Below are 18,568 nucleotides of genomic sequence, written 5' to 3'. Positions count from 1 at the left end.
GCGCCGAGGAGCGCAGGGCCAGACGGATCAGGGATCGCGTTGTTTGAGCGAAGCGAGTTTAGCGAGACCCCGTCTGGACCGAGCACCGCAGGTTGCCCGTAGCGCAGCGGAGGGACGCAGCAACCAGGGTCGCCTTTTCTTTTGCTTACTTTTCTTTTGGCGAAGCAAAAGAAAAGTGAGTTGCCGCCGGGCAACCCCCGGCCAGCCGCCCTCGGCAGAGAGCCAGAACTTCGAACGCGGGAGGATGAGGGAAAGGCCCTCATGCAAGAACCTCTTTCTTGCGCCCAAATCTCCGCCCTAACCGATCAAACCCAAGATAAATAACCGGCGTCGTAAACAGCGTCAACATCTGGCTAACAATCAAGCCGCCAAAAATCGACAAGCCCAGCGGCTGCCGCAACTCAGCCCCCTCGCCAAAGCCCAACATCAAGGGCACAGCGGCGAACAGCGCCGCCAGCGTGGTCATCAGGATAGGCCGGAAGCGCAGCAGGGCCGCCTGGTGAATCGCTTCCTGCGGAGACTTGCCTTCGTTGCGTTCGGCGTCGATGGCGAAGTCGATCATCATGATGGCGTTTTTCTTCACGATGCCGATCAGCAAGATGATGCCGATGATGCCGATCACCCCGAGGTCGGAGCCGCTGATCATCAGCGCCAGCAGCGCGCCGACGCCGGCCGAGGGCAGGGTGGAGAGAATCGTCAGCGGGTGGATGTAGCTTTCATACAGAACGCCCAGCACGATGTAGACGCAGATCACGGCGGCGAGTATCAGCCACAGCTGGTTGGACAGCGAGGACTGGTAGGCGCCGGCCGCGCCCAGGAAGTTCAGGGTCACACTGCCGGGCAGGGCGATGTCTTTGGCGGCCTGGCGGATTTCGTCGACGGCACGGCCCAGCGACATGCCGGGTGCGGTGTCAAAACCCAGTGTCGTGGCCGGGTACTGGGCCACGCGGGTGATCTGCAGCGGCGCGGGCTGCTCGCGGATGCTGGCAATCGCCGACAGCGGTGTGGTGCTGCCCGAGCCGGTTTTCAGCCGCAGCTCGCCCAGCGAGGCCGGTGTGGCCAGCGGGTCCGGCATGGCTTCGAGGATCACGCGGTACTGGTTGGTTTCGGTGAAGATGGTGGAGACGATGCGCTGGCCAAAAGCGCTGTAGAGCGCGTCGTCAATCGACGAGGTGGTGACCGACAGGCGCGAGGCGGTGTCGCGGTCGACGTTGATATACGCCGAGGCGCCGCTGGAGCCGGCGTCTGAAGCCACGTTGCGCACGCCGGGCAGCTGGCGCATGCGCTCGGCGAGCTTGTTGGCCCAAAGCACCACGGTGGCGTTGTCCGAGCCTTCGAGCGAGACGCGGAACTGCGTGGGCCCGGTCTCGGCGTCGATGGTCAAGTCCTGCGTCGGCTGCAGGTAGAGCGTCACGCCGGCCACCTTGCCGACGCGCTCCTTGAGCCTGTCCATGGTCTCTTGCTGACTGCCGCTGCGGCTGGATTTGAGGTTGATCAGCATGCGACCGGTGTGCAGCATGGTGTTGTTGGCCGCATCCACGCCGATGAAGGAACTCAGTGTTTCAACGTCCGGGTCTTCGAGGATGGCCTTGGCGGCCGCCTGCTGCAGGCCGGCCATGCGGGCGTAAGACACCGACTGCGCGGTTTCGATGCGGGCTTGCAACTGGCCGGTGTCCTGCGTCGGGAACAGGCCCTTGGGGATCAGCACATACAGCAGCACCGTGAGCAGCAGCGTGGCCAGCGCTACCAGCAGGGTCAGGCCCTGGCGCTTGAGCACCCAGGTCAGCCAGCGGTCGTAATGGTGGATGACCTTGTCGAAAAAGCGCTGCATGGACTGGCCGAAGCGGCCGCCTTCGACCTCGCCTTCGGGGTGGCGCGTAAGCCAGCGCGCCGACATCATGGGCACCAGCGTGAGCGACACCACGGCGGAGATCAGGATGGTGATGGCCAGCGTGACGGCGAATTCGCGGAACAGCCGGCCCACCACGTCGCCCATGAAGAGCAGCGGGATCAGCACGGCGATCAGCGACACCGTCAGCGAGATGATGGTGAAGCCGATCTGCGTCGCGCCTTTGAGGGCGGCGGCCATGGGCGCCTCGCCTTCCTCGATGTAGCGCGAGATGTTCTCGATCATGACGATGGCGTCGTCGACCACAAAGCCGGTGGCAATCGTGAGCGCCATCAGGCTCAGGTTGTTCAGGCTGTAGCCCAGCAGGTACATCGCGCCGCAGGTGCCGATCAGCGAGATTGGCACGGCCAGGCTGGCGATCACGGTGGCGCGCAGGCTGTGCAGGAACGCAAAAATCACCAGCACCACCAGCAGCACGGCCAGCACCAGTTCGATCTCGACGTGCAGCACCGAGGCGCGTATGCCGGTGGTGCGGTCGCTCAGCACGTCGACCTTGAGCGCGGTGGGCAGGCCGGCCTGCAGCTCGGGCAGGCGCGCCTTGATGGCGTCCACCGTGGCGATCACGTTGGCGCCGGGCTGGCGCTGCACGTTGAGGATGATGGCGGGTTTCAGGCCGCTCCAGGCGCCGAGCTTGATGTTCTCGGCGCTGTCGACGACTTGCGCCACGTCGGACACGCGGATGGCCGCGCCGTTGCGGTAGGCAATGATGAGGCGCTGGTAGTCGCTAGCTGCCACCAGCTGGTCGTTGGAGTTGATCGAATAGGAGCGCGTGGGGCCGTCAATGCTGCCCTTGGCGCCGTTGGCGTTGGCGGCGGTGATGGCGGTGCGCAGCGAATCCAGGCCCAGGCCGAAGGAGGCGAGGGCGCGCGTGTCGGCCTGTATGCGCACGGCGGGGCGTTGGCCGCCGCTCAGCGAGACCAGGCCCACGCCGTTGACCTGGCTGATCTTGAGCGCCAGGCGCGTGTTGACGATGTTCTGCACCTCGGTGAGCGGCAGCGTGTCGGAGGTGATGGCCAGCGTCAGCACAGGTGCGTCGGCGGGGTTGACCTTGGCATACACCGGCGGCGCGGGCAGGTCGGCGGGCAGCAGCGAGCCGCCGGCGTTGATGGCGGCCTGCACTTCCTGCTCGGCCACGTCCAGCGTGATGCCCAGCCCGAACTGCAGTGTGACGATGGAGACGCCGGCCGCGCTGGTGGAGCTCAGGCGCTGCAGCCCGGACATCTGGCCGAACTGGCGCTCCAGCGGCGCGGTGACGGTCTGGGCCATGACCTCGGGACTGGCGCCGGGGTAGAGCGTCTGCACCTGGATGGTCGGGTAATCGACCTGGGGCAGCGCCGACAGCGGCAGGAACTTGAAACCCACCAGGCCGGCCAGCACGATGGCCACCATCAGCAGCGAGGTGGCGACCGGGCGCAGGATAAAGGGACGTGAGGGGCTCATGCGGGAAGATCCTGGCGGTGAGCTGTCATTGCCGTTCGCCGCCCTGGCGTTTCTCCCTCATGCTGCGCCAGCGTTCCAGCGCGGCGGGGTCGCCGGCATCGAGGGCCGCGAGGAAGCGCTGGCGGCGCTCCAGGGCCGCCGGGTCGTCCTTGACCTGGTCCAGCATGCGCTTGCGCTGTTCGGGGCTCGGACCTTCATGGGCGGCTGCCGTAGTGGCGGCTGTGGTCGCGGGGCCGTCGGGTGCGCGGGCCGGCCTGGCGGCTGCACCGGGTGGGGCTGAGGCGCCTGCCGCGGGTGCGGACGAGGGAGCGGTCGGTGCGGAAGACCCGGCGCCCGGTGCGGAGGCCGCGCCGCGCTGCCGCTTGCCGCCGCCGGGGCCGCGCGCGCCGGCGGCGGGTGCATCGCCGGGCAGCACAATGGACGCGCCGTCCTTCAGACGGTCGGCGCCTTCGGTGATGACGCGCTCGCCTGCTTCCAGGCCGGACGCGATCACCACCTTGTCGACGGTGGCCTGGCCGCGCTTGACGGTGCGCAGCGACACGGTGCGCTCCTTGTCGTTCACCACATAGACATAGTCGCCGCTGCTGCCCATGCGCAGGGCCGTCACCGGCACCACGACGGCGTTTTCGATGGTGCGCACTTGCAGGCGCACGTTGACGAACTGGCTGGGGTAGAGATTGAGCTGGCTGTTGCTGAAGCGGGCCTTGGCCTTCACGGTGCCGGTGGTGATGTCGACCTGGTTGTCCAGCGAGGCGAAGCTGCCGGTGTCCAGCGTGACGGCGCGCGTGCGGTCGAGCGCGGTGACCTGCATGACGACGCCTTTGGCGGCGTTTTGCTGCAGTTCGCCGACGTGGTCCTGCGGAATGGCGAAGACCACGTCGATGGGCGTGATCTGGGTGATCAGGGCGATGCCGTTGGCGTCGCCGCTGCTCACCACATTGCCCACGTCCACGGTGCGCAGGCCGACGCGGCCGCTCACAGGCGCGACCACGCGGGTGTAGCCGAGGTTGAGCCGGGCCGCGCCTTCGTTGGCCTTGTCGATGACGACCGTGCCTTCGAGCTGCTTGACCAGCGCGGCCTGTGTGTCGACCTCCTGGCGGGCGATGGAATCTTGTTCCAGCAAGGTCTTGAAGCGTTGCAGCTGCACGCGTGCGCTGTCGAGCTGGGCTTCGTCGCGCTGGCGCTGGCCGGTGGCCTGCATCAGCGCCATTTCAAACTGGCGCGGGTCTATGGTGGCCAGCAGGTCGCCGGCCTTGACCATCTGGCCTTCCTTGAAGAGGACTTTTTGCATCACGCCCGAGACCTGGGGCGTCACCCTGACGGTGGCCTGCGGGGTGACGGTGCCCAGGGCGTCCAGGACGATGGGGATGCTGGCGCGCTCGGCGGTGGCCACGCCGACCGTGGTGGCCGGTGCGCCGCGCCTGCCGCCCATAAAGCCGCCCGCAGCGGCGTCGGCGGAGGGATGGGTCAGGTGCCAGGCCAGCCAGCCTATGCCGGCGAGGGCGACCAGGGCGATCACGCTGCCGATGATGGACGCGCGGCGGCTGATGCGTTTGCGGGCGGGGGTTTCGGCGCCGGTTTGCGGCGTTTCGGCTTTCGGGTCCATCGGCTGTCCTTGGGTGCCCGCCGCGCCCACCAGGTGGCCGCAGCTTTTTTTGTTTGTGATGGGGTCTTCGCCGCTGTTTGCGCCAAGCTCGAAGGCTTGTCCGAACAGCGCTCAGGAATTATCACTGCAAGCCCGCGGGCGCAGGTATACGGCCCGAAAGAGGCGCGTAAATGTCCGGTAAAGCGGGGTCCCGGCCTACACCGCGGCGGGCAGTTGCGCCGTGGCGGCTTTGCAGGCTACTGTTTTGATAGCGCCGCGACTTCGGCGTGGCGTGGGATGCCGTCTATGGCGCCGTGCTTCGTCACCGAGAGTGCCGCCGCCGCATTGGCCCATTGCATGGCCTCGGGCAGGGCTTCGCCGCGTGCCAGCGCGGCGGCGAGCGCGCCGGTGAAGGTGTCGCCCGCGCCTATGGTGTCGCGCACGGCCATGGGGCGGCCCGGTATCGAATATGGCGGCTGCCCCGCCTGGTAGAGGCGGCAGCCGGCCGCGCCCAGCGTGACCAGCACGGCGCGGGCGCCGCGGCTGAGCAGGCGCGCGGCGGCCTGGTCGGCCGAGCCGGCATGCGCCTCGCCGGCCAACAGATAGAGTTCACTCTCGTTGGGCGTGAGCACGTCCACCAGCGCGAGCAGCTCGTCGCTGAGCGGGCGCGCGGGCGCGGGATTGAGCAGGGTCAGGGCGCCGGCCGCGCGGGCCAGGCGAAAGGCCTCGAGCGTGGCTTCGGCCGGCACTTCGCAGGAGGCCATCACGACACGGCAGCCGGCCAGCAGCCCGGCAGCGGCCTGTGCGTGGCGCGCGCCCAGGCCGGCGCCGGCGCCGGGGTAGACGGCGATGCTGTTGTCGCCGTCTTCATAGACCAGGATCTGCGCGACGCCGCTGCGCTCGCCTGCCACGCGCTCGACGTGTTGGGTGGCGATGCCCTCGGCCTGCCAGAGCTCCATGCCCATGCGGCCGAAGTCGTCGTCGCCGATGCGGGCGATCAGCGCCACGCGCGCGCCCTGGCGCGCGGCGGCCACCGAGGCATTGCTGCCCTTGCCGCCCGGGCTGATGCTGAAGGCGGAGGCCATCAGCGTCTCGCCGCGGGCAATGGGGCGCGCTACCTGAGAGATCAAATCTGCGTTCCAGCTTGCTACGCAGACCACGTCGGCGGCTTCACCTGCCTTGGCTGTCATTTACTTGGCTCCGTAGCCCATGGTTTGTGGGAGCCAGAGAACGATCTGCGGGAAGCAGGTCATGGCCAGCAGGAGCAGCAGCAACATGACCAGGAAAGGCCAGCCTTCCTTCATCATCTCGCCGATAGGAATGCCGGTGAGCGCCTTGGTCACAAAAAGCAGCATGCCGAAGGGCGGGTGGATCAGGCCGATCATCATGTTGAGCACCACCAGCACGCCGAAGTGCACCAGGTCCACGCCCAGCAGCTTGGCGGCGGGCAGCAGCATGGGCACAAAAACCAGCAGCAGCACCGAGACGTCGAGGAAGCAGCCCAGCACCAGGAACATCACGTTCACCATCAGCAAAAAGCCGATCTGCGAAAAATGCATGCTGTCGACCCACATGGCCATGGACTGCGGCACGCCTTCAGCGGTGAAGGCGTAATTGAGCATGAAGGAGCCGGCGAGGATCATGGTGATCACGGCGCTGGCGCGCGTGGATTCCATGACCACCCCCCAGAAGCTGCGCCAGGTCAGGGCCCGGAACACCAGGGCCGCGAGGATGAGCGCGTGCAGCGCGGCCACGGCGGCGGCCTCGGTCGGCGTGAAGATGCCCGAATAGATGCCGCCCAGCAGCACGATGGGCATGGACAGCGGCAGGGCGCCGCGGAAGATCAGGCCGGCCCACTCGGAGCGCGGCACGGGTTCGTCGCGCGGCATGTTGCGTTTCTTGGCGATGACGGCAACCACGCCCATCATGAGCCCGGCCATCAGGAAGCCCGGCACCACGCCGCCCAGGAACAACGCACCCACCGAGGCGCCGGAGACCAGCGCGTAGATCACCATCGGAATCGAGGGCGGGATGATGGGGCCCAGCGTGGCGCTGGCCACCACCACGGCGCCGGCAAAGCCGCGCGTGTATTCCGGTTTCTTGAGCATCTGGCGGATCGTGACCAGGCCGGGGCCGGCCGCGTCGGCGATGGCGCTGCCGCTCATGCCCGAGAAGATCACGCTGACCAGGATGTCGACCTGCGCCAGCCCGCCGCGCATGCGGCCCACCAGGATGCGGCAGAAGTCAAAAATGCGCTCGCTGACCGTGCCCGCATTCATGATGTTGGCGGCGAACACAAACAGCGGCACGGCCAGCAGCACATAGCTGTTGTAGAGGCCGTTGCCGATCTGCTCGGCCACCAGGCCCACGTCCTGGCCCTTGACCACGAGGTAGCCGATGCCGGCCGCGATCATCGAAAAACCGATGGGCATGCGCAGCAGCATGCCGCCCGCCAGCACCCCAACCAATACCCAGATACCGCTTGTCATATGCGCAACTCCGCCTCAAGACCCTTGCCACGGATCGCGTTCCAGATCGCCCAGGCCGAGCGCAGCGCCAGGGCGGCGAGCAGCAGCACAAAAGGCATGAAGACCCATTGGAAGGACACGCCCAGCACGGGCGTTCCCTCGCGGGCCATGAAATGCACGTAGTCCCAGCAACCGGGGATGCCCCAGGCCGCCAGGCCGCCGACCAGCAGGTTGCCGGCGATGGCCATGGCCTGGCGCACGCGGTAAGGCATGTTGTTCCAGACCAGGTCGAACACCACGTGCTCGCGCTCGGGCACGACCACGGCGGCGGCCCACAGGATGACCCAGACATACAGGATCACGGCGGCTTCATCCGTCCAGGCCAAAGGCTTGTTGAAGAAAAACCGCGCCGTGATCTGGATCACGAACACGATGAACAGGGTCAGGAAGAGTCCGCCGCCAATCACATTGGCGGCCTTTTGGGGCCAGCTTTTCATGGGCGTTGTGGTGGTGCTTGCCGCGGGACTTACTTGGTCGCGTTGATGCGCTCAAGCAGGCCCTTGGGCCAGACCTTGGCGTAGTCGGAGTTCAGGTAGGTCGTCTGCACGGTCTTGCGGAAGGCGTCGACGTCGGGCGTGGTGACCTGCAGGCCTTCCTTCTTGAAGAAGTCGACCAGCTGGCCTTCTTCCTTGATGCGGTTTTCATTGTTGTAGACGGCCGCGGCCTGCGCCGCGGCCTTGACCTTGGTCTTCTGCGCCGGGCTCATGGCGTTCCAGGCCTTGTTGGAAATCGCGATGAAGATGCCGTCCACCAGGTGGCTGGTCATGACGATCTGTTTGGTCACCTCATAGAACTTGGCGGCGCGCACCGAGGGCAGGGGGTTGTCCTGGCCGTCGATGGTGCCGGTCTTCAGGCCCAGGTAGACCTCGCCGAAAGCCAGCGGCGTGGGCGTGGCGCCCAGCGCCTCGCCGAGGAACAGCCATTCCTTGGAGCCGGGCATGCGCAGCTTCACGCCCTTGAGGTCGGCCGGCACCTTGACGTTGCGGGCTTCACGCAGGTTGACCTGGCGCGTGCCGAGGTAGACGGTCGACAGCGGCGTGACTTCCATCTTTTCGGCCACGGTCTTGAACATCTCGGTGCCTATGGGGCCGGAAAACACCTTTTGCTGGTGGTCCGGGTCGCGCACGATGTAGCCGGCGGTGAAGATCGAAAACTCGGGCACCAGCTTGGCGATGTCGAAGGCCGAGATGGAAGAGAGTTCAAGGTTGCCGCGCGCCATGGCGGTGGGCTCGGTGCCTTGCTTGAACAGCGAGGCGTTCAGGTTGATCTGCACGTCGAATTCGCCGGGCGCGCTTTTTTCGAGGTTGTCCTTGAAGACCGTCCACATTTTGGCGTGCCAGTCGTCGGGCACCGCAGGCGTCGAAACGCGCAGCACCATCTTGTTCTGGGCCTGGGCCGCGGGCAGCAGCGCGCCCATCAGCAAGGTGGCGGAAGCGGCGGCCAGCAGGCTGCGGCGAAGGGTGGACGAGAGGATGGTGGAAGTCTTCATGGTTGTCTCCTTTTTTAGGTCAATCGTTTTTGGGGGTTGCCCCGGGTCAGCGTTCAACAGTCGTTCAGTCGTTCAGCAGTCACTCGGATTTTGTATCAATCCCGAAAGCGCTGATGGTTTTTTCCAGCGCCTTGTATTCTTCGGGGGTCAGGGCCACCAGCGGCGCGCGCACGCGCAGCCAGGCGGCATCGCCGCTCTGCATGGCCATGATGCCCTTGAGCGCGGGCATCAGCGAATAGCCGTCGAGCAGGCCGATCAGCTTGACCACACGTTCGCGCTCGGCCGGGGTGGCCGGCGCCTCGGGCTCGGTCACCAGGCGTTTGACGAGGCGCGGCACGAAGTTGGCCAGGCCGCTGATGGCGCCGGTGCTGCCGCGTTTGCCCATCTCGGGCAGGTCGGGTTCAAAGCCGACGTAAACCGTCATGTCTTTCATGAAGGCATTGGCCAGGCCCACCGAGTGTTCGGTGCTGCAGGCGCTGTCCTTGATGCCGACGATGGTCTCGGGGTACTGCTTCTTGAGCGTGGCGATCACTTGGTGCGACAGCGGCACGCCGGTGACTTGGGGGATGTGGTACAGGTAGAGCTTGAAGGGCGTACCGGCCATGCCGTCGATGACGTAGCGGTAGCTGTCAATGATGCCCTGGTCGGACACACCCTTGAGGAAAAACGGCGGCAGCATCAGGCAGCCGTGCACGCCGGCTTTCACGGCGTGGCGCGTGAGCTCCAGGGTCTCGGGCAGGGCGGCGCAGCTGGTGGAGACCATGATCTGCGCGGCGGGAATCCCGTTCTTGATCAGCTGGTCGATGGCTTCCTTGCGTTCGGCCAGCGAGAACGAGGGGCCTTCGCCCGTGGTGCCGAAGGCCGTCACGCCGGGGCAGCCGCTGGCGATCAACGCCTTGCAGTGGGCGGCGAACTTGGCGTGGTCAATGTCCAGGCCGGCCGTGAGCGGCGTCAGCAGGGCGGGCCAGATGCCGCGAAACGATTTTTCGGCGGCGGGAAAGGAACTCGTCATTCAGGGATCTCCAAAGACCACGGCATCTCGGGCCGCGGCAGGCCGAGCACGCGGCGGTGCGCGCTCTCGATGTGATGGCCCAGGCGGTCGACCACGGCTTGTGCGTCGCGCCGCTTGAGGGCATCGATGAACCAGAGGTGCTCTTCCATTGCGGGAATCAGCACATCCGGGGAAAGGGATGAGGCTTCGAGCTTGATCAGGCGCACCCGCAGGCTGTTGATGCGGTAGACCTCGGAAATCAGCTCGTTGCCCAGCGTGTCGATCATGAGGTCGTGCAGGCCCCAGTCCACCGTGGTGGCGTCTTCGAGCAGCGCGTCGTCGATGGCTTTTTTGCGCGCGCGCCTGACGATGTTCAGGTGGGCCTGCTCGATGGCGGCCAGGTCGCTGTCGGACACCGTGGTGACGAAGCGGCTGGCGGCTTCGCGCTCGAGCAGGCCGCGCAGCTGGAAGGCGTTGTTGATCAGCTTGAGGTCCACATGGGCCACCTGCAGGCCGCGCTGCGGCACCGTCTTGACCAGGCCCTCGGCCTCCAGCCGCGGGATCAGCTCGCGCACCGCGCCCAGCGGCATGCCCAGCAGCTGCATGAGTTCGCGCTGCGAGACAAACTGCCCGGGCCGGATGTTGGCGTCGACGATCTGCTGCTGGAAACTCTCGTAGGCTTGCGCGCGCAGGCTGATGGGAGCGGAAGGGGCGGCCGTGCTCATGGGCTCAGGCGGGATCGCAGGCGATGACGCCCTTGCGCAGCAGGATGTTGCCGTACTTGCGCCGCTCGCCGGTCTGCAGGATCAGGAAGGCGGCCTGCGCGCGTTCGTAAAACTCGAAACGCTCCAGCGACGCGGCGGGGCGTTCGCCCGCCTGGTGCAGCACGGTGGCGAACTCGGCGACCGGCGGGGGAACGGCGGAGGCATCGCCCACTACCTGCATGGTCCAGGCCGCGTCGGGCACATAGTCGTCGAGCGGCAACAGCCGCAGCACGGCCGCCAGCGCTTGCGGGGCGGTCACGCCCGCCAATTGCACCAGCTGGGCGCCGCTTTTGCGGGCCACCTGGGCGGCCGGGAAATTGGCATCGACAATCGCCACGTCATCGCCATGGCCCATGCTGGCCAGGGCATGCAGGGCGTCGGGCGTGATCAGGGGCGGAATGTTCTTCAGCATATATAAAGGAGTGGCGGCAACGGGGAGCCTGGTTTTTGCAAAACCTCGGGATTTCCCGCTGTCAATGACTGACATGTTAGTCGTAACATGGCTAAACTTTTATCAGGATTAACCCTGAAACCGAACCGAATATGACGATGACCCTGGACATGGCCCCTGTTTTTGCCGCTTGTGAAGAAAGCGGCCTGCGGCTGGGCCTGGGGGGCGCGCCCCTGGGCAACCTGTTTGCCGCCGTCAGCGATGCAGAGGCCCGCGCCCTGGTGGATGCCGCCTGGGCCGACGGCTGCCGGACTTTTGACACCGCCCCGCATTACGGCCATGGCCTGTCGGAGCGGCGCCTGGGCGACGCGCTGCGCGGCCATCCGCGGGACGCCTATGTGCTGTCGAGCAAGGTCGGCCGGCTGTTGCGGCCCGACGCAAACGCGGCGCGCGCCCAGCACGGCTATGTCGACATCCTGCCCTTCAACCAGGCCTGGGATTTCAGCGCGGCCGGCACCCGCCGCAGCGTGGAGGACAGCCTGCAGCGCCTGGGCCTGCCGCGGCTGGACGTGGTCTATGTGCACGACCCGGACGCGGCCTCGCACGGCGAACGCGCGCCCGCCGTGCTGCGGCAGTTGCTCGATGAAACCCTGCCGGCGCTGCGCGAGATGAAGCACGAAGGGCTGATACGCGCCATCGGCCTGGGCACCAACGATGTGGACGTGGTGCTGCAGGTGCTGCGCGAAGCCGGGCTGGACGTGCTGATGCTGGCCGGGCGCTACAGCCTGCTGGACCACAGCGCGCTGCCGGCGCTGCTGCCGCAGTGCGCGGCGCGCGGCGTGCGCATCGCGCTGGGCGGTGTGTTCAATTCAGGCATCCTGGCAACCGGCGCGCGCGGCGGCACGGCCAGCTTCAACTATGCACCCGCCGCCCGCGAGTGGCTGGAGCGCACGGCCCGCATCGAGGCGGTCTGCGCGGCGCACGGCGTGCCGCTGCGCGCGGCGGCGCTGCAGTTTCCGCTGGCCCACCAGGCCGTCGACATCGTGATGCTGGGCGCGCGCAAGGTCGCCGAATGGGCCGACGCGGTGGCGATGATGCAGCACATAATTCCAGCTGCCTTCTGGGCGGATTTGCGCGCCCAGGGCCTTTTGCCCCCGGATGCACCCACACCATGATGAAGATTGACGCGCACTTTCACTGCTGGGAACTGGCGCGTGGCGACTACGGCTGGCTCACGCCGGCCCTGGCGCCCATCTACCGCGACGTGGCCGTGGCGGACTGGCAGGCACAGTCGCGGCCGCATGGCGTGCGCGGCGGTGTGCTGGTGCAGGCCGCGCCCACCGAGGCCGAGACGCAATTCCTGCTGGCCCAGGCCGATGCCAACCCGGCCGTGCTGGGCGTGGTCGGCTGGGTGGATTTCCTGGCGCCCGACGCGCCGGCCCGCATCGAAGCGCTGGCCCGGCACCCGCGCCTCAAGGGCCTGCGGCCCATGCTGCAGGACATCGCCGACCCCGAATGGATATTGCAGCCCGCAGCGGCCCCGGCCTTGCACGCCATGGCCGCTTGCGGCCTGGTTTTCGATGCGCTGGTCAAGTCCGCGCACCTGCCGCACATCCTGACCCTGGCCGGCCGCCACCCTGAACTGCGCATGGTGATAGACCATGGCGCCAAGCCCGACATCGCGGTCGGCGAGTGGCAGCCCTGGGCCGACGCCCTCGCGCGCATCGCCACGGAGACCCAGGCCATGTGCAAGCTCTCGGGCCTGCTGACCGAAGCCGGCCCAGGCCCGGCGCCGGGCAAGGTGCGGCGCTGGTGCGAACATGTGCTGCAAAGCTTTGGCACCGATCGTGTCGTCTGGGGCAGCGACTGGCCGGTGCTGGAACTCGCCGCGCCTTACGCCCTGTGGTGGATCACCTCGCGGCAGTTGCTGGAGGGGTTGGACGAGCCGGCCCAGGCGGCGGTGATGGGCGGCAATGCCGTAAGGCTTTACGGGCTTCACCTGCCCCAGAAAAACAGCGTCCCTAAAATCAGCTGATGACCGAACTCGCTTCTTCCTCCTCTTCTTCCCTGGACGTCTGCCGCGCCGACTACGCCAACCCGGTCCACGCGCGCGCCCTCGTGCAACTGCTCGACAGCTATGCGCAGGACCCGGCCGGCGGCGGCAAGCCGCTCGGCGACTTCGCCAAGACCCATCTCGTCAAGGAACTCGCCGCGCGCCCGCAGGCTTTCAGCGTGCTCGCCTTCGACGGCGACAAAGCCGTGGGTCTCATCAACTGCATCGAAGGCTTTTCAACCTTCGCCTGCCGCCCGCTGGTCAACATCCACGACGTGGCCGTGCTGCCCGGCCACCGCGGCCAGCGCATAGGCGAAAAAATGCTGGCGCTGGTGGCCGAGATCTCGCGCGAGCGCGGCGCCTGCAAGCTGACGCTGGAGGTGCTGCAGGGCAATGTGGGTGCGGTCAAGCTCTACGAACGCGTGGGTTTTGCCGGCTACCAGCTGGATCCGGCCATGGGGCAGGCGCGGTTTTTTCAGAAGTGGCTGGACTGAGGCCTGGCCGAAGCAGGATCGTGCAGCAGCATCAAGGCCGCAAACGCCACCAGCCCCAGGGTGGCTGAAAACCACAGCGCGCCCGCACCGAAGCGGTCAATCGCCAGGCCGAACAGCCAGGGCGCCGTCGCCTGCGCAAAGCGCGCCGGCACCATCAGCAAGCCCTGGCGCGCGCCATAGTCACGCACACCAAACAGCACCAGCGGCAGCGTGCCCTTGGCAATCGTCAGCACGCCATTGCCGGCGCCGTGCAGCAAGGTGAAGACTGCGCCGGCCGGGACGCCGAAAAACAGGAAGGCCATCGCGCCCAGCGTGTGCAGGCTGCCGGCCACGCGCGCCGAGACCAGCGGGTGGATGTTGCGCAGCAGGCCGTATTCCAGCAGCCGGCCGGCCACCTGGGCGGGGCCGACCAGGCCGGCGAACACCAAAGCGGTGGCCAGCGGCACGCCGTGGGCTTGCAGCAGGCGCGGCAGATGCGAGGCCATGGCGGTGCTGATGAACCAGGTCACGGCAAACACCAGCGCGAGCAGCACGGCGGTGCGGGTGGCGCTTGGTGATGAGGTCGGGGCAGTCGCTTCGGGTTGAGCTGCATCCGTATGGGTTTCGGCGGGCGCCGGCGCGACGGGCGAAGCTGGTAAACGCCAGTTGAGCGGCAGGCCCAGCAGCACATGCAGCGCCGCCCAGGCCAGGCAGGTGGCACGCCAGCCCCATTCAAGCTCCAGCCAGGCCGACAACGGCCAGCCCACGGTGCTGGCAAAACCGGCAAACAAGGTGATGCCGGTGATGGCGCCGCGCGCGTCCTTGCCGTACAGGTGCACCAGCGCGGCAAAGCCCGCTTCATAGAGGCCGGCGGCCATGGCCACGCCCAAAATCACCCAGCCGGCGAACAGGCCCACCGGCCCCTGCGCCAGCGCCAGCATCACCAGGCCGGCGGCAAACACGAGGCTGTTGGCGGCCAGCACCGGCCGGCCGCCATGCCGGTCTATGGCTTTGCCCGCAGCCGGGCCCAGCAGCGCGGACACCACCAGCGCGGCAGAGAAAGCGGCAAACACCGTGGGCGTGCTGACGCCGAGGTCGCGCGCCATGGGCACGGCGAGGATGGCGGGCAGGTAGTAGCTGGAAGCCCAGGCCAGCGTCTGGGCGATGCCCAGTTGGACGATGGTGGCGGTGCGGCTTGGTGTCGATGTCACGTCGCTAGCGTAGCAAGAAAAACCGTCAGCCTTGGTCGTTTGCGGCCTGCGGCCCGCCCAGCGCGCGGTGCAGCGCCACACCCGCCAACGCCCCCACGGCTTGCGCCGCCACAAAACCCGCCGCGCTGGCCGGCGCGATGCCGGCAAAGCTGTCGGAGAGCATGCGGCCCAGTACGGCCGCCGGGTTGGCAAACGAGGTGCTCGCGGTGAACCAGTAGGCCGCGCCTATGTAGCAGGCGACCAGGGCCGGAGCCTTGGCCGCGGGCGCGCGCAGCACGATGAGGATCAGCCCGGCGGTCGCGACGGCTTCGGCCAGCCACTGGCCGCTGCCACTGCGGATCTTGTGGCTGAACTGCAGCAGGTTCATGTCAAACATCGCATGGGCCAGCCAGGCGCCGGCCACCGCACCCAGCAACTGACTGGCGATGAAAAGCAGGGTTCTGCGCGCGCGCTTGCCGGAGGCCTTGGTTTGAGACCCGAGCACCAGGGTCACCAGCGGATTGAAGTGTGCGCCGCTGACCGGGCCCAGCAGCTCGATGAGCACATAGAGCGCGAACACCGTGGCCAGCGTGTTGGCCAGCAGGGCCACGCCCATGTTGCCGGCCGAAAGGCGTTCGGCCATGATGCCCGAGCCTATGACGGCGCAGAGCAGGGCGGCCGTACCCACGAACTCCGCGAGGACTTGATGCTGAAGGCGGGGTTCCAGGTCTTGAGAAACTGCTGCGGGAAGGGCGGGCGGCGAAAGACTCATGAGCGAGCCAGGTCGCGCGCGCGCGTCTGCAGCATGAGCTTGTCGACCCCGGCCGGCGGCAGGTTGACCAGCAGGTCCAGCCGGCGCCGTATCGCATGCAGTGTCTGGCGGAAAGCCTCGCGCTTTTGCGCCTCCGTGCCGTCGCCTTCCGAGGGGTCCGCATAACCCCAGTGCGCCGTGGCCGGTTGGCCGGGCCAGAAAGGGCAGACCTCGCCGGCGGCGTTGTCGCAGACCGTGATGACGAGGTCCATGTGCGGCGCGTCGGGCTTGCCGAACGCATCCCAGGTCTTGCTGTGCAGGCCTTCCGTGGAAACCCCCGCGCTGCGCAGGACTTCCAGCGCCAGCGGATGGGGCTGCTGGTTTTGCCGCGGGCTGCTTCCGGCCGAGTAGGCCTTGAACCGGCCTTTGCCGATGTGGTTGAGCGTGGCTTCGGCCAGGATGCTGCGCGCCGAGTTATGGGTGCACAGGAAGAGGACGTTGATGGGTTGAGGGTTCATGGCGGGTGTCTCAGCAGCAGGCCTTGGTGTTTTGGGTTGGAGCCGCTTTGGCAAATGCCACGGGCTGGGCGCAGCAGGCTTGGGCCGCCGCGTTGTCGGGCGCCGGTTTTGTTTCGCTGAACACCGGGATGCTGCCCAGCGTGTGGAACTGTTCCCAGGCGATGCCTTGCGGGTCGGTGAGCCAGTATTTGTCGCTGCGGGCATAGCAGCAACTGGTGGGGCCTTCGTCGAGCAAGGTCATGTCGGCGCGGGTCGCGTTGGCCTTGAGGGCCTCCAGCTCTTCGGCCTGGTCGACCTGTATGCCCAGGTGGTCCACGCCGGGCGCGTCACCACGCGTGGAAATGGCGAAGTTGACCGGCGGGTCGCTCAGCATCCATTTGGCGTAGTCGGCTTCGGTGCGCGCGGGCTGCTGGTCGAACATGGCCGAATAAAAGGCGATGTTTTTTTCGAGGTCTTGGACATGGACGTGGACATGGAAGCGTTTCATGGGGCTCTCCTGGGGTGGTTGTGGTGATGTGTGTGGGAGACGGAAATGTGGTCAGCAGGCCGCGCAGTTGGCCTGCGGGTCCACTTCGCAGGCGCCGCCTTCACAGCAGTGCTCTGTCAGGTAGCCGAGCAGGGCGTTCATCTGGCTGAAATTCGCGCGGTAGATCAGGTTGCGGCCGCGTGCCTCGCTGCTGGCCAGGCCTGCGTTGGAGAGTTCCTTGAGGTGGAAAGACAGCGCGCTGGGCGCGATGCCCAGTTGTTCTGCGATGGCGCCCGGTGTCAGTCCCTCGGGGCCGGCGACCACCAGGGCGCGAAAGGCGCGCAGGCGCTGGGCTTGGGCCAAGGCGGCCAGCGCTTTGACGGCGGCGCTTTCATCGAGGCTGGCTGCTGGTAAGGTTTGCATTAATGATTCCACGATTCAAATATAATTGAATTATTGAATTGATGCAAACTATCTTCAAGCTATCTTTCAACGCCGCAGATTTACAGGAGCCAAAACGCATGCCATCCGCCCCCAAGGTCACGATCTTCCACAACCCCCAATGCGGTACCTCGCGCAATGTGCTGGCGCTGATACGCAACGCCGGCATAGAGCCCGACATCATTGAATACCTCAAGACACCGCCTACGCGCGAAGAACTGCAAGAGTTGATTGCCCAGATGGGCGTACCGGTCCTTGATGTGGTGCGGCAAAAGGAGGCCGTCTACCAGGAGCTCGGATTGGACGGGCAAGGCGATGACGCGCTGCTGGACGCCATGCTGGCCCACCCCGTCCTGATCAACCGGCCCATCGTCGTCACGCCCCTGGCCACGCGCCTGTGCCGTCCTTCGGAGGCCGTGCTCGACATCCTGCCGTTGCCGCAGCGCGGCGCCTTCAGCAAGGAAGACGGCGAGCAGGTCATCAATGAGCGCGGGGAGCGCGTGGCGGGCCGCTAGCGCACTGGCCGTGCTTAGCCGGCGGCCACGTCCACCACCACTTTTCCTTCCGCGGCACCGGATTCAACCCGCTGGTGCGCGGCCAGGGCCGAGCCCAGGTCGAAGCGATGCGGGTCGAGCCGGGGCGTGAGCCGGCCGGCTTCCACGAGTTTTGCGATCTCGCGCAGGATGTCGCCGTGATGCTCGCGGCCCTGGCCTGAGATCATGGGATAGAGCGTGAAGACGCCGGAGTAGGTCGCCGAGCGGAAGGACAAGGGCGCGAGTTTGTGGGTACCCCATCCGAGGATGCTGATCACATGGCCGCCGTAGCGACGCGCGGCGCTGAAGGAGGCGTCCAGCGTGGCGCCGCCCACCGTGTCGAACACCACGTCAAAGCCGGTCCCGCCGGTGTGGCGCGCGACATAGTCGTCGATGGTGCCGGCCTGGTAGTCAATGGCCACGGCCCCAAAGCCCTCGACGATGCCGAACTGCTCCTTTGCCACGGTGGTGAATACTTCGGCCCCGCGGGCACGCGCAAGCTGCACGGCGATATGGCCCACGCCGCCGGCGCCGCCCTGCACCAGCACCTTGTCGCCCTGGCCGATACCGGCTCGGTCCACCAGCCCTTCCCAGGCCGTGATGGCGGCCAGGGGCAGGGCGGCGGCCTCGCGCATCGTGAGGTTTCGCGGCTTGAGCGCGACCAGTCGCGCATCCACCGCCGCGTAGCCGGCCAGCGTGCCCTGCAGCCCGCCCACGCCGCCGGCCGCCCCGTAGACCTCATCGCCGGGCCGCAAGTTGCTGACCCCCGCGCCCACGGACACCACCACACCGGCCAGGTCCAGGCCCAGGACCGCCGGCAGGGGCTGCTGCGCGTGGGCGGCCTGGCCGGCGCGGATTTTGGTGTCCAGCGGATTGACGCCGCTGGCCACGATGCGCACCAGCACCTGGCCGGGCTGCGGCGCCGGGACGGGCAATTCCGTCATCACAAAATCGCCGCCAGCGGCCTGGACGGTCATGGCCCGCATGGTGAGGGGGACAGTGGTATCGATAGTCATCTGGAACTCCTTGAGTGAACGATGAGGCCA

19 protein-coding genes are annotated in these 18,568 nt (G+C 67.0%); 4 read left to right on the top strand and 15 right to left on the bottom strand.

Annotation, left to right across the window (positions count from 1 at the left end; genetic code table 11):
• Nucleotides 1-259: 259 nt before the first annotated feature.
• The 9 genes from ACSQ27_RS08240 to ACSQ27_RS08200 all read right to left on the bottom strand — a co-directional run bounded on the left by ACSQ27_RS08240 (nucleotide 260) and on the right by ACSQ27_RS08200 (nucleotide 11,118).
• On the bottom strand, nucleotides 260-3,349 hold the full coding sequence (locus ACSQ27_RS08240) for an efflux RND transporter permease subunit (protein WP_436154965.1): 3,090 nt from the start codon (nucleotides 3,347-3,349) through the stop codon (nucleotides 260-262).
• Between the two features lie 25 nt (nucleotides 3,350-3,374).
• Entirely contained in the window at nucleotides 3,375-4,955 is a 1,581-nt protein-coding gene (locus tag ACSQ27_RS08235) for an efflux RND transporter periplasmic adaptor subunit (RefSeq protein WP_436154964.1), read from the bottom strand.
• Between the two features lie 236 nt (nucleotides 4,956-5,191).
• Nucleotides 5,192-6,124, bottom strand: coding sequence for a ribokinase (locus tag ACSQ27_RS08230; protein ID WP_436154963.1), 933 nt, complete (start codon nucleotides 6,122-6,124; stop codon nucleotides 5,192-5,194).
• On the bottom strand, nucleotides 6,125-7,423 hold the full coding sequence (locus ACSQ27_RS08225; protein ID WP_436154962.1) for a TRAP transporter large permease: 1,299 nt from the start codon (nucleotides 7,421-7,423) through the stop codon (nucleotides 6,125-6,127).
• On the bottom strand, nucleotides 7,420-7,899 hold the full coding sequence (locus tag ACSQ27_RS08220; protein WP_436154961.1) for a TRAP transporter small permease: 480 nt from the start codon (nucleotides 7,897-7,899) through the stop codon (nucleotides 7,420-7,422). Before ACSQ27_RS08220 ends, ACSQ27_RS08225 begins: the two co-directional genes overlap by 4 nt.
• Nucleotides 7,900-7,928: 29 nt before the next feature.
• The gene (locus tag ACSQ27_RS08215; RefSeq protein WP_436154960.1) at nucleotides 7,929-8,951 is read right to left on the bottom strand and encodes a sialic acid TRAP transporter substrate-binding protein SiaP; all 1,023 of its coding nucleotides are present in this window, start codon (nucleotides 8,949-8,951) and stop codon (nucleotides 7,929-7,931) included.
• Between the two features lie 79 nt (nucleotides 8,952-9,030).
• Nucleotides 9,031-9,963, bottom strand: coding sequence for a dihydrodipicolinate synthase family protein (locus tag ACSQ27_RS08210; RefSeq protein WP_436154959.1), 933 nt, complete (start codon nucleotides 9,961-9,963; stop codon nucleotides 9,031-9,033).
• Nucleotides 9,960-10,667 carry a GntR family transcriptional regulator gene (locus ACSQ27_RS08205; protein WP_436154958.1) on the bottom strand — a complete coding sequence of 236 codons (708 nt, stop codon included), beginning with the start codon at nucleotides 10,665-10,667 and terminating at the stop codon, nucleotides 9,960-9,962. The genes ACSQ27_RS08210 and ACSQ27_RS08205 overlap by 4 nt, the downstream gene beginning before the upstream one ends.
• A 4-nt stretch (nucleotides 10,668-10,671) precedes the next feature.
• Complete coding sequence (locus ACSQ27_RS08200; protein ID WP_436154957.1) at nucleotides 10,672-11,118, bottom strand: RbsD/FucU family protein; 447 nt, start codon at nucleotides 11,116-11,118, stop codon at nucleotides 10,672-10,674.
• Nucleotides 11,119-11,249: 131 nt separating this feature from the next.
• Here ACSQ27_RS08200 and ACSQ27_RS08195 point away from each other — a divergent pair, with 131 nt between their 5' ends.
• The 3 genes from ACSQ27_RS08195 to ACSQ27_RS08185 are packed head-to-tail and all read left to right on the top strand — an operon-like array spanning nucleotide 11,250 to nucleotide 13,644.
• The gene (locus ACSQ27_RS08195) at nucleotides 11,250-12,272 is read left to right on the top strand and encodes an aldo/keto reductase (RefSeq protein ID WP_436154956.1); all 1,023 of its coding nucleotides are present in this window, start codon (nucleotides 11,250-11,252) and stop codon (nucleotides 12,270-12,272) included.
• The gene (locus tag ACSQ27_RS08190) at nucleotides 12,272-13,132 is read left to right on the top strand and encodes an amidohydrolase family protein (RefSeq protein WP_436155419.1); all 861 of its coding nucleotides are present in this window, start codon (nucleotides 12,272-12,274) and stop codon (nucleotides 13,130-13,132) included. The genes ACSQ27_RS08195 and ACSQ27_RS08190 overlap by 1 nt, the downstream gene beginning before the upstream one ends.
• Nucleotides 13,132-13,644: a GNAT family N-acetyltransferase gene (locus ACSQ27_RS08185; RefSeq protein ID WP_436154955.1), complete on the top strand. Its 513-nt coding sequence runs from the start codon at nucleotides 13,132-13,134 to the stop codon at nucleotides 13,642-13,644. The genes ACSQ27_RS08190 and ACSQ27_RS08185 overlap by 1 nt, the downstream gene beginning before the upstream one ends.
• Here the strand turns inward: ACSQ27_RS08185 and ACSQ27_RS08180 are convergent.
• From ACSQ27_RS08180 to ACSQ27_RS08160, 5 genes are read right to left on the bottom strand one after another with little or no spacing between them, the layout of a single operon-like run.
• Complete coding sequence (locus tag ACSQ27_RS08180; RefSeq protein WP_436154954.1) at nucleotides 13,626-14,834, bottom strand: MFS transporter; 1,209 nt, start codon at nucleotides 14,832-14,834, stop codon at nucleotides 13,626-13,628. The genes ACSQ27_RS08185 and ACSQ27_RS08180 overlap by 19 nt on opposite strands.
• A 25-nt stretch (nucleotides 14,835-14,859) precedes the next feature.
• Nucleotides 14,860-15,585: an aquaporin gene (locus ACSQ27_RS08175; protein WP_436154953.1), complete on the bottom strand. Its 726-nt coding sequence runs from the start codon at nucleotides 15,583-15,585 to the stop codon at nucleotides 14,860-14,862.
• Nucleotides 15,582-16,082: an arsenate reductase ArsC gene (locus ACSQ27_RS08170; RefSeq protein WP_436154952.1), complete on the bottom strand. Its 501-nt coding sequence runs from the start codon at nucleotides 16,080-16,082 to the stop codon at nucleotides 15,582-15,584. The genes ACSQ27_RS08175 and ACSQ27_RS08170 overlap by 4 nt, the downstream gene beginning before the upstream one ends.
• A gap of 10 nt (nucleotides 16,083-16,092) precedes the next feature.
• Nucleotides 16,093-16,569, bottom strand: coding sequence for an ArsI/CadI family heavy metal resistance metalloenzyme (locus ACSQ27_RS08165; RefSeq protein ID WP_436154951.1), 477 nt, complete (start codon nucleotides 16,567-16,569; stop codon nucleotides 16,093-16,095).
• 51 nt (nucleotides 16,570-16,620) lie between these two features.
• Nucleotides 16,621-16,971: an ArsR/SmtB family transcription factor gene (locus tag ACSQ27_RS08160; protein ID WP_436154950.1), complete on the bottom strand. Its 351-nt coding sequence runs from the start codon at nucleotides 16,969-16,971 to the stop codon at nucleotides 16,621-16,623.
• Between the two features lie 98 nt (nucleotides 16,972-17,069).
• On the opposite strand from ACSQ27_RS08160, the gene arsC reads away from it, so the two are divergent.
• Entirely contained in the window at nucleotides 17,070-17,504 is a 435-nt protein-coding gene (arsC, locus tag ACSQ27_RS08155; RefSeq protein WP_436154949.1) for an arsenate reductase (glutaredoxin), read from the top strand.
• 14 nt (nucleotides 17,505-17,518) lie between these two features.
• On the opposite strand, the gene ACSQ27_RS08150 is transcribed toward arsC, so the two are convergent.
• A complete protein-coding gene (locus ACSQ27_RS08150) occupies nucleotides 17,519-18,538 on the bottom strand; it encodes a zinc-dependent alcohol dehydrogenase family protein (protein ID WP_436154948.1) in 1,020 nt (339 codons plus the stop codon).
• Nucleotides 18,539-18,568: the final 30 nt, after the last annotated feature.

Origin of the sequence: Polaromonas sp. LjRoot131 (assembly GCF_964252805.1) — a bacterium.
In the GTDB taxonomy this organism is placed as follows: domain Bacteria; phylum Pseudomonadota; class Gammaproteobacteria; order Burkholderiales; family Burkholderiaceae_C; genus Polaromonas.
The sequence above is the reverse complement of the archived record's forward strand: the minus strand, read 5'-3'. Positions and strand labels throughout refer to the sequence as shown.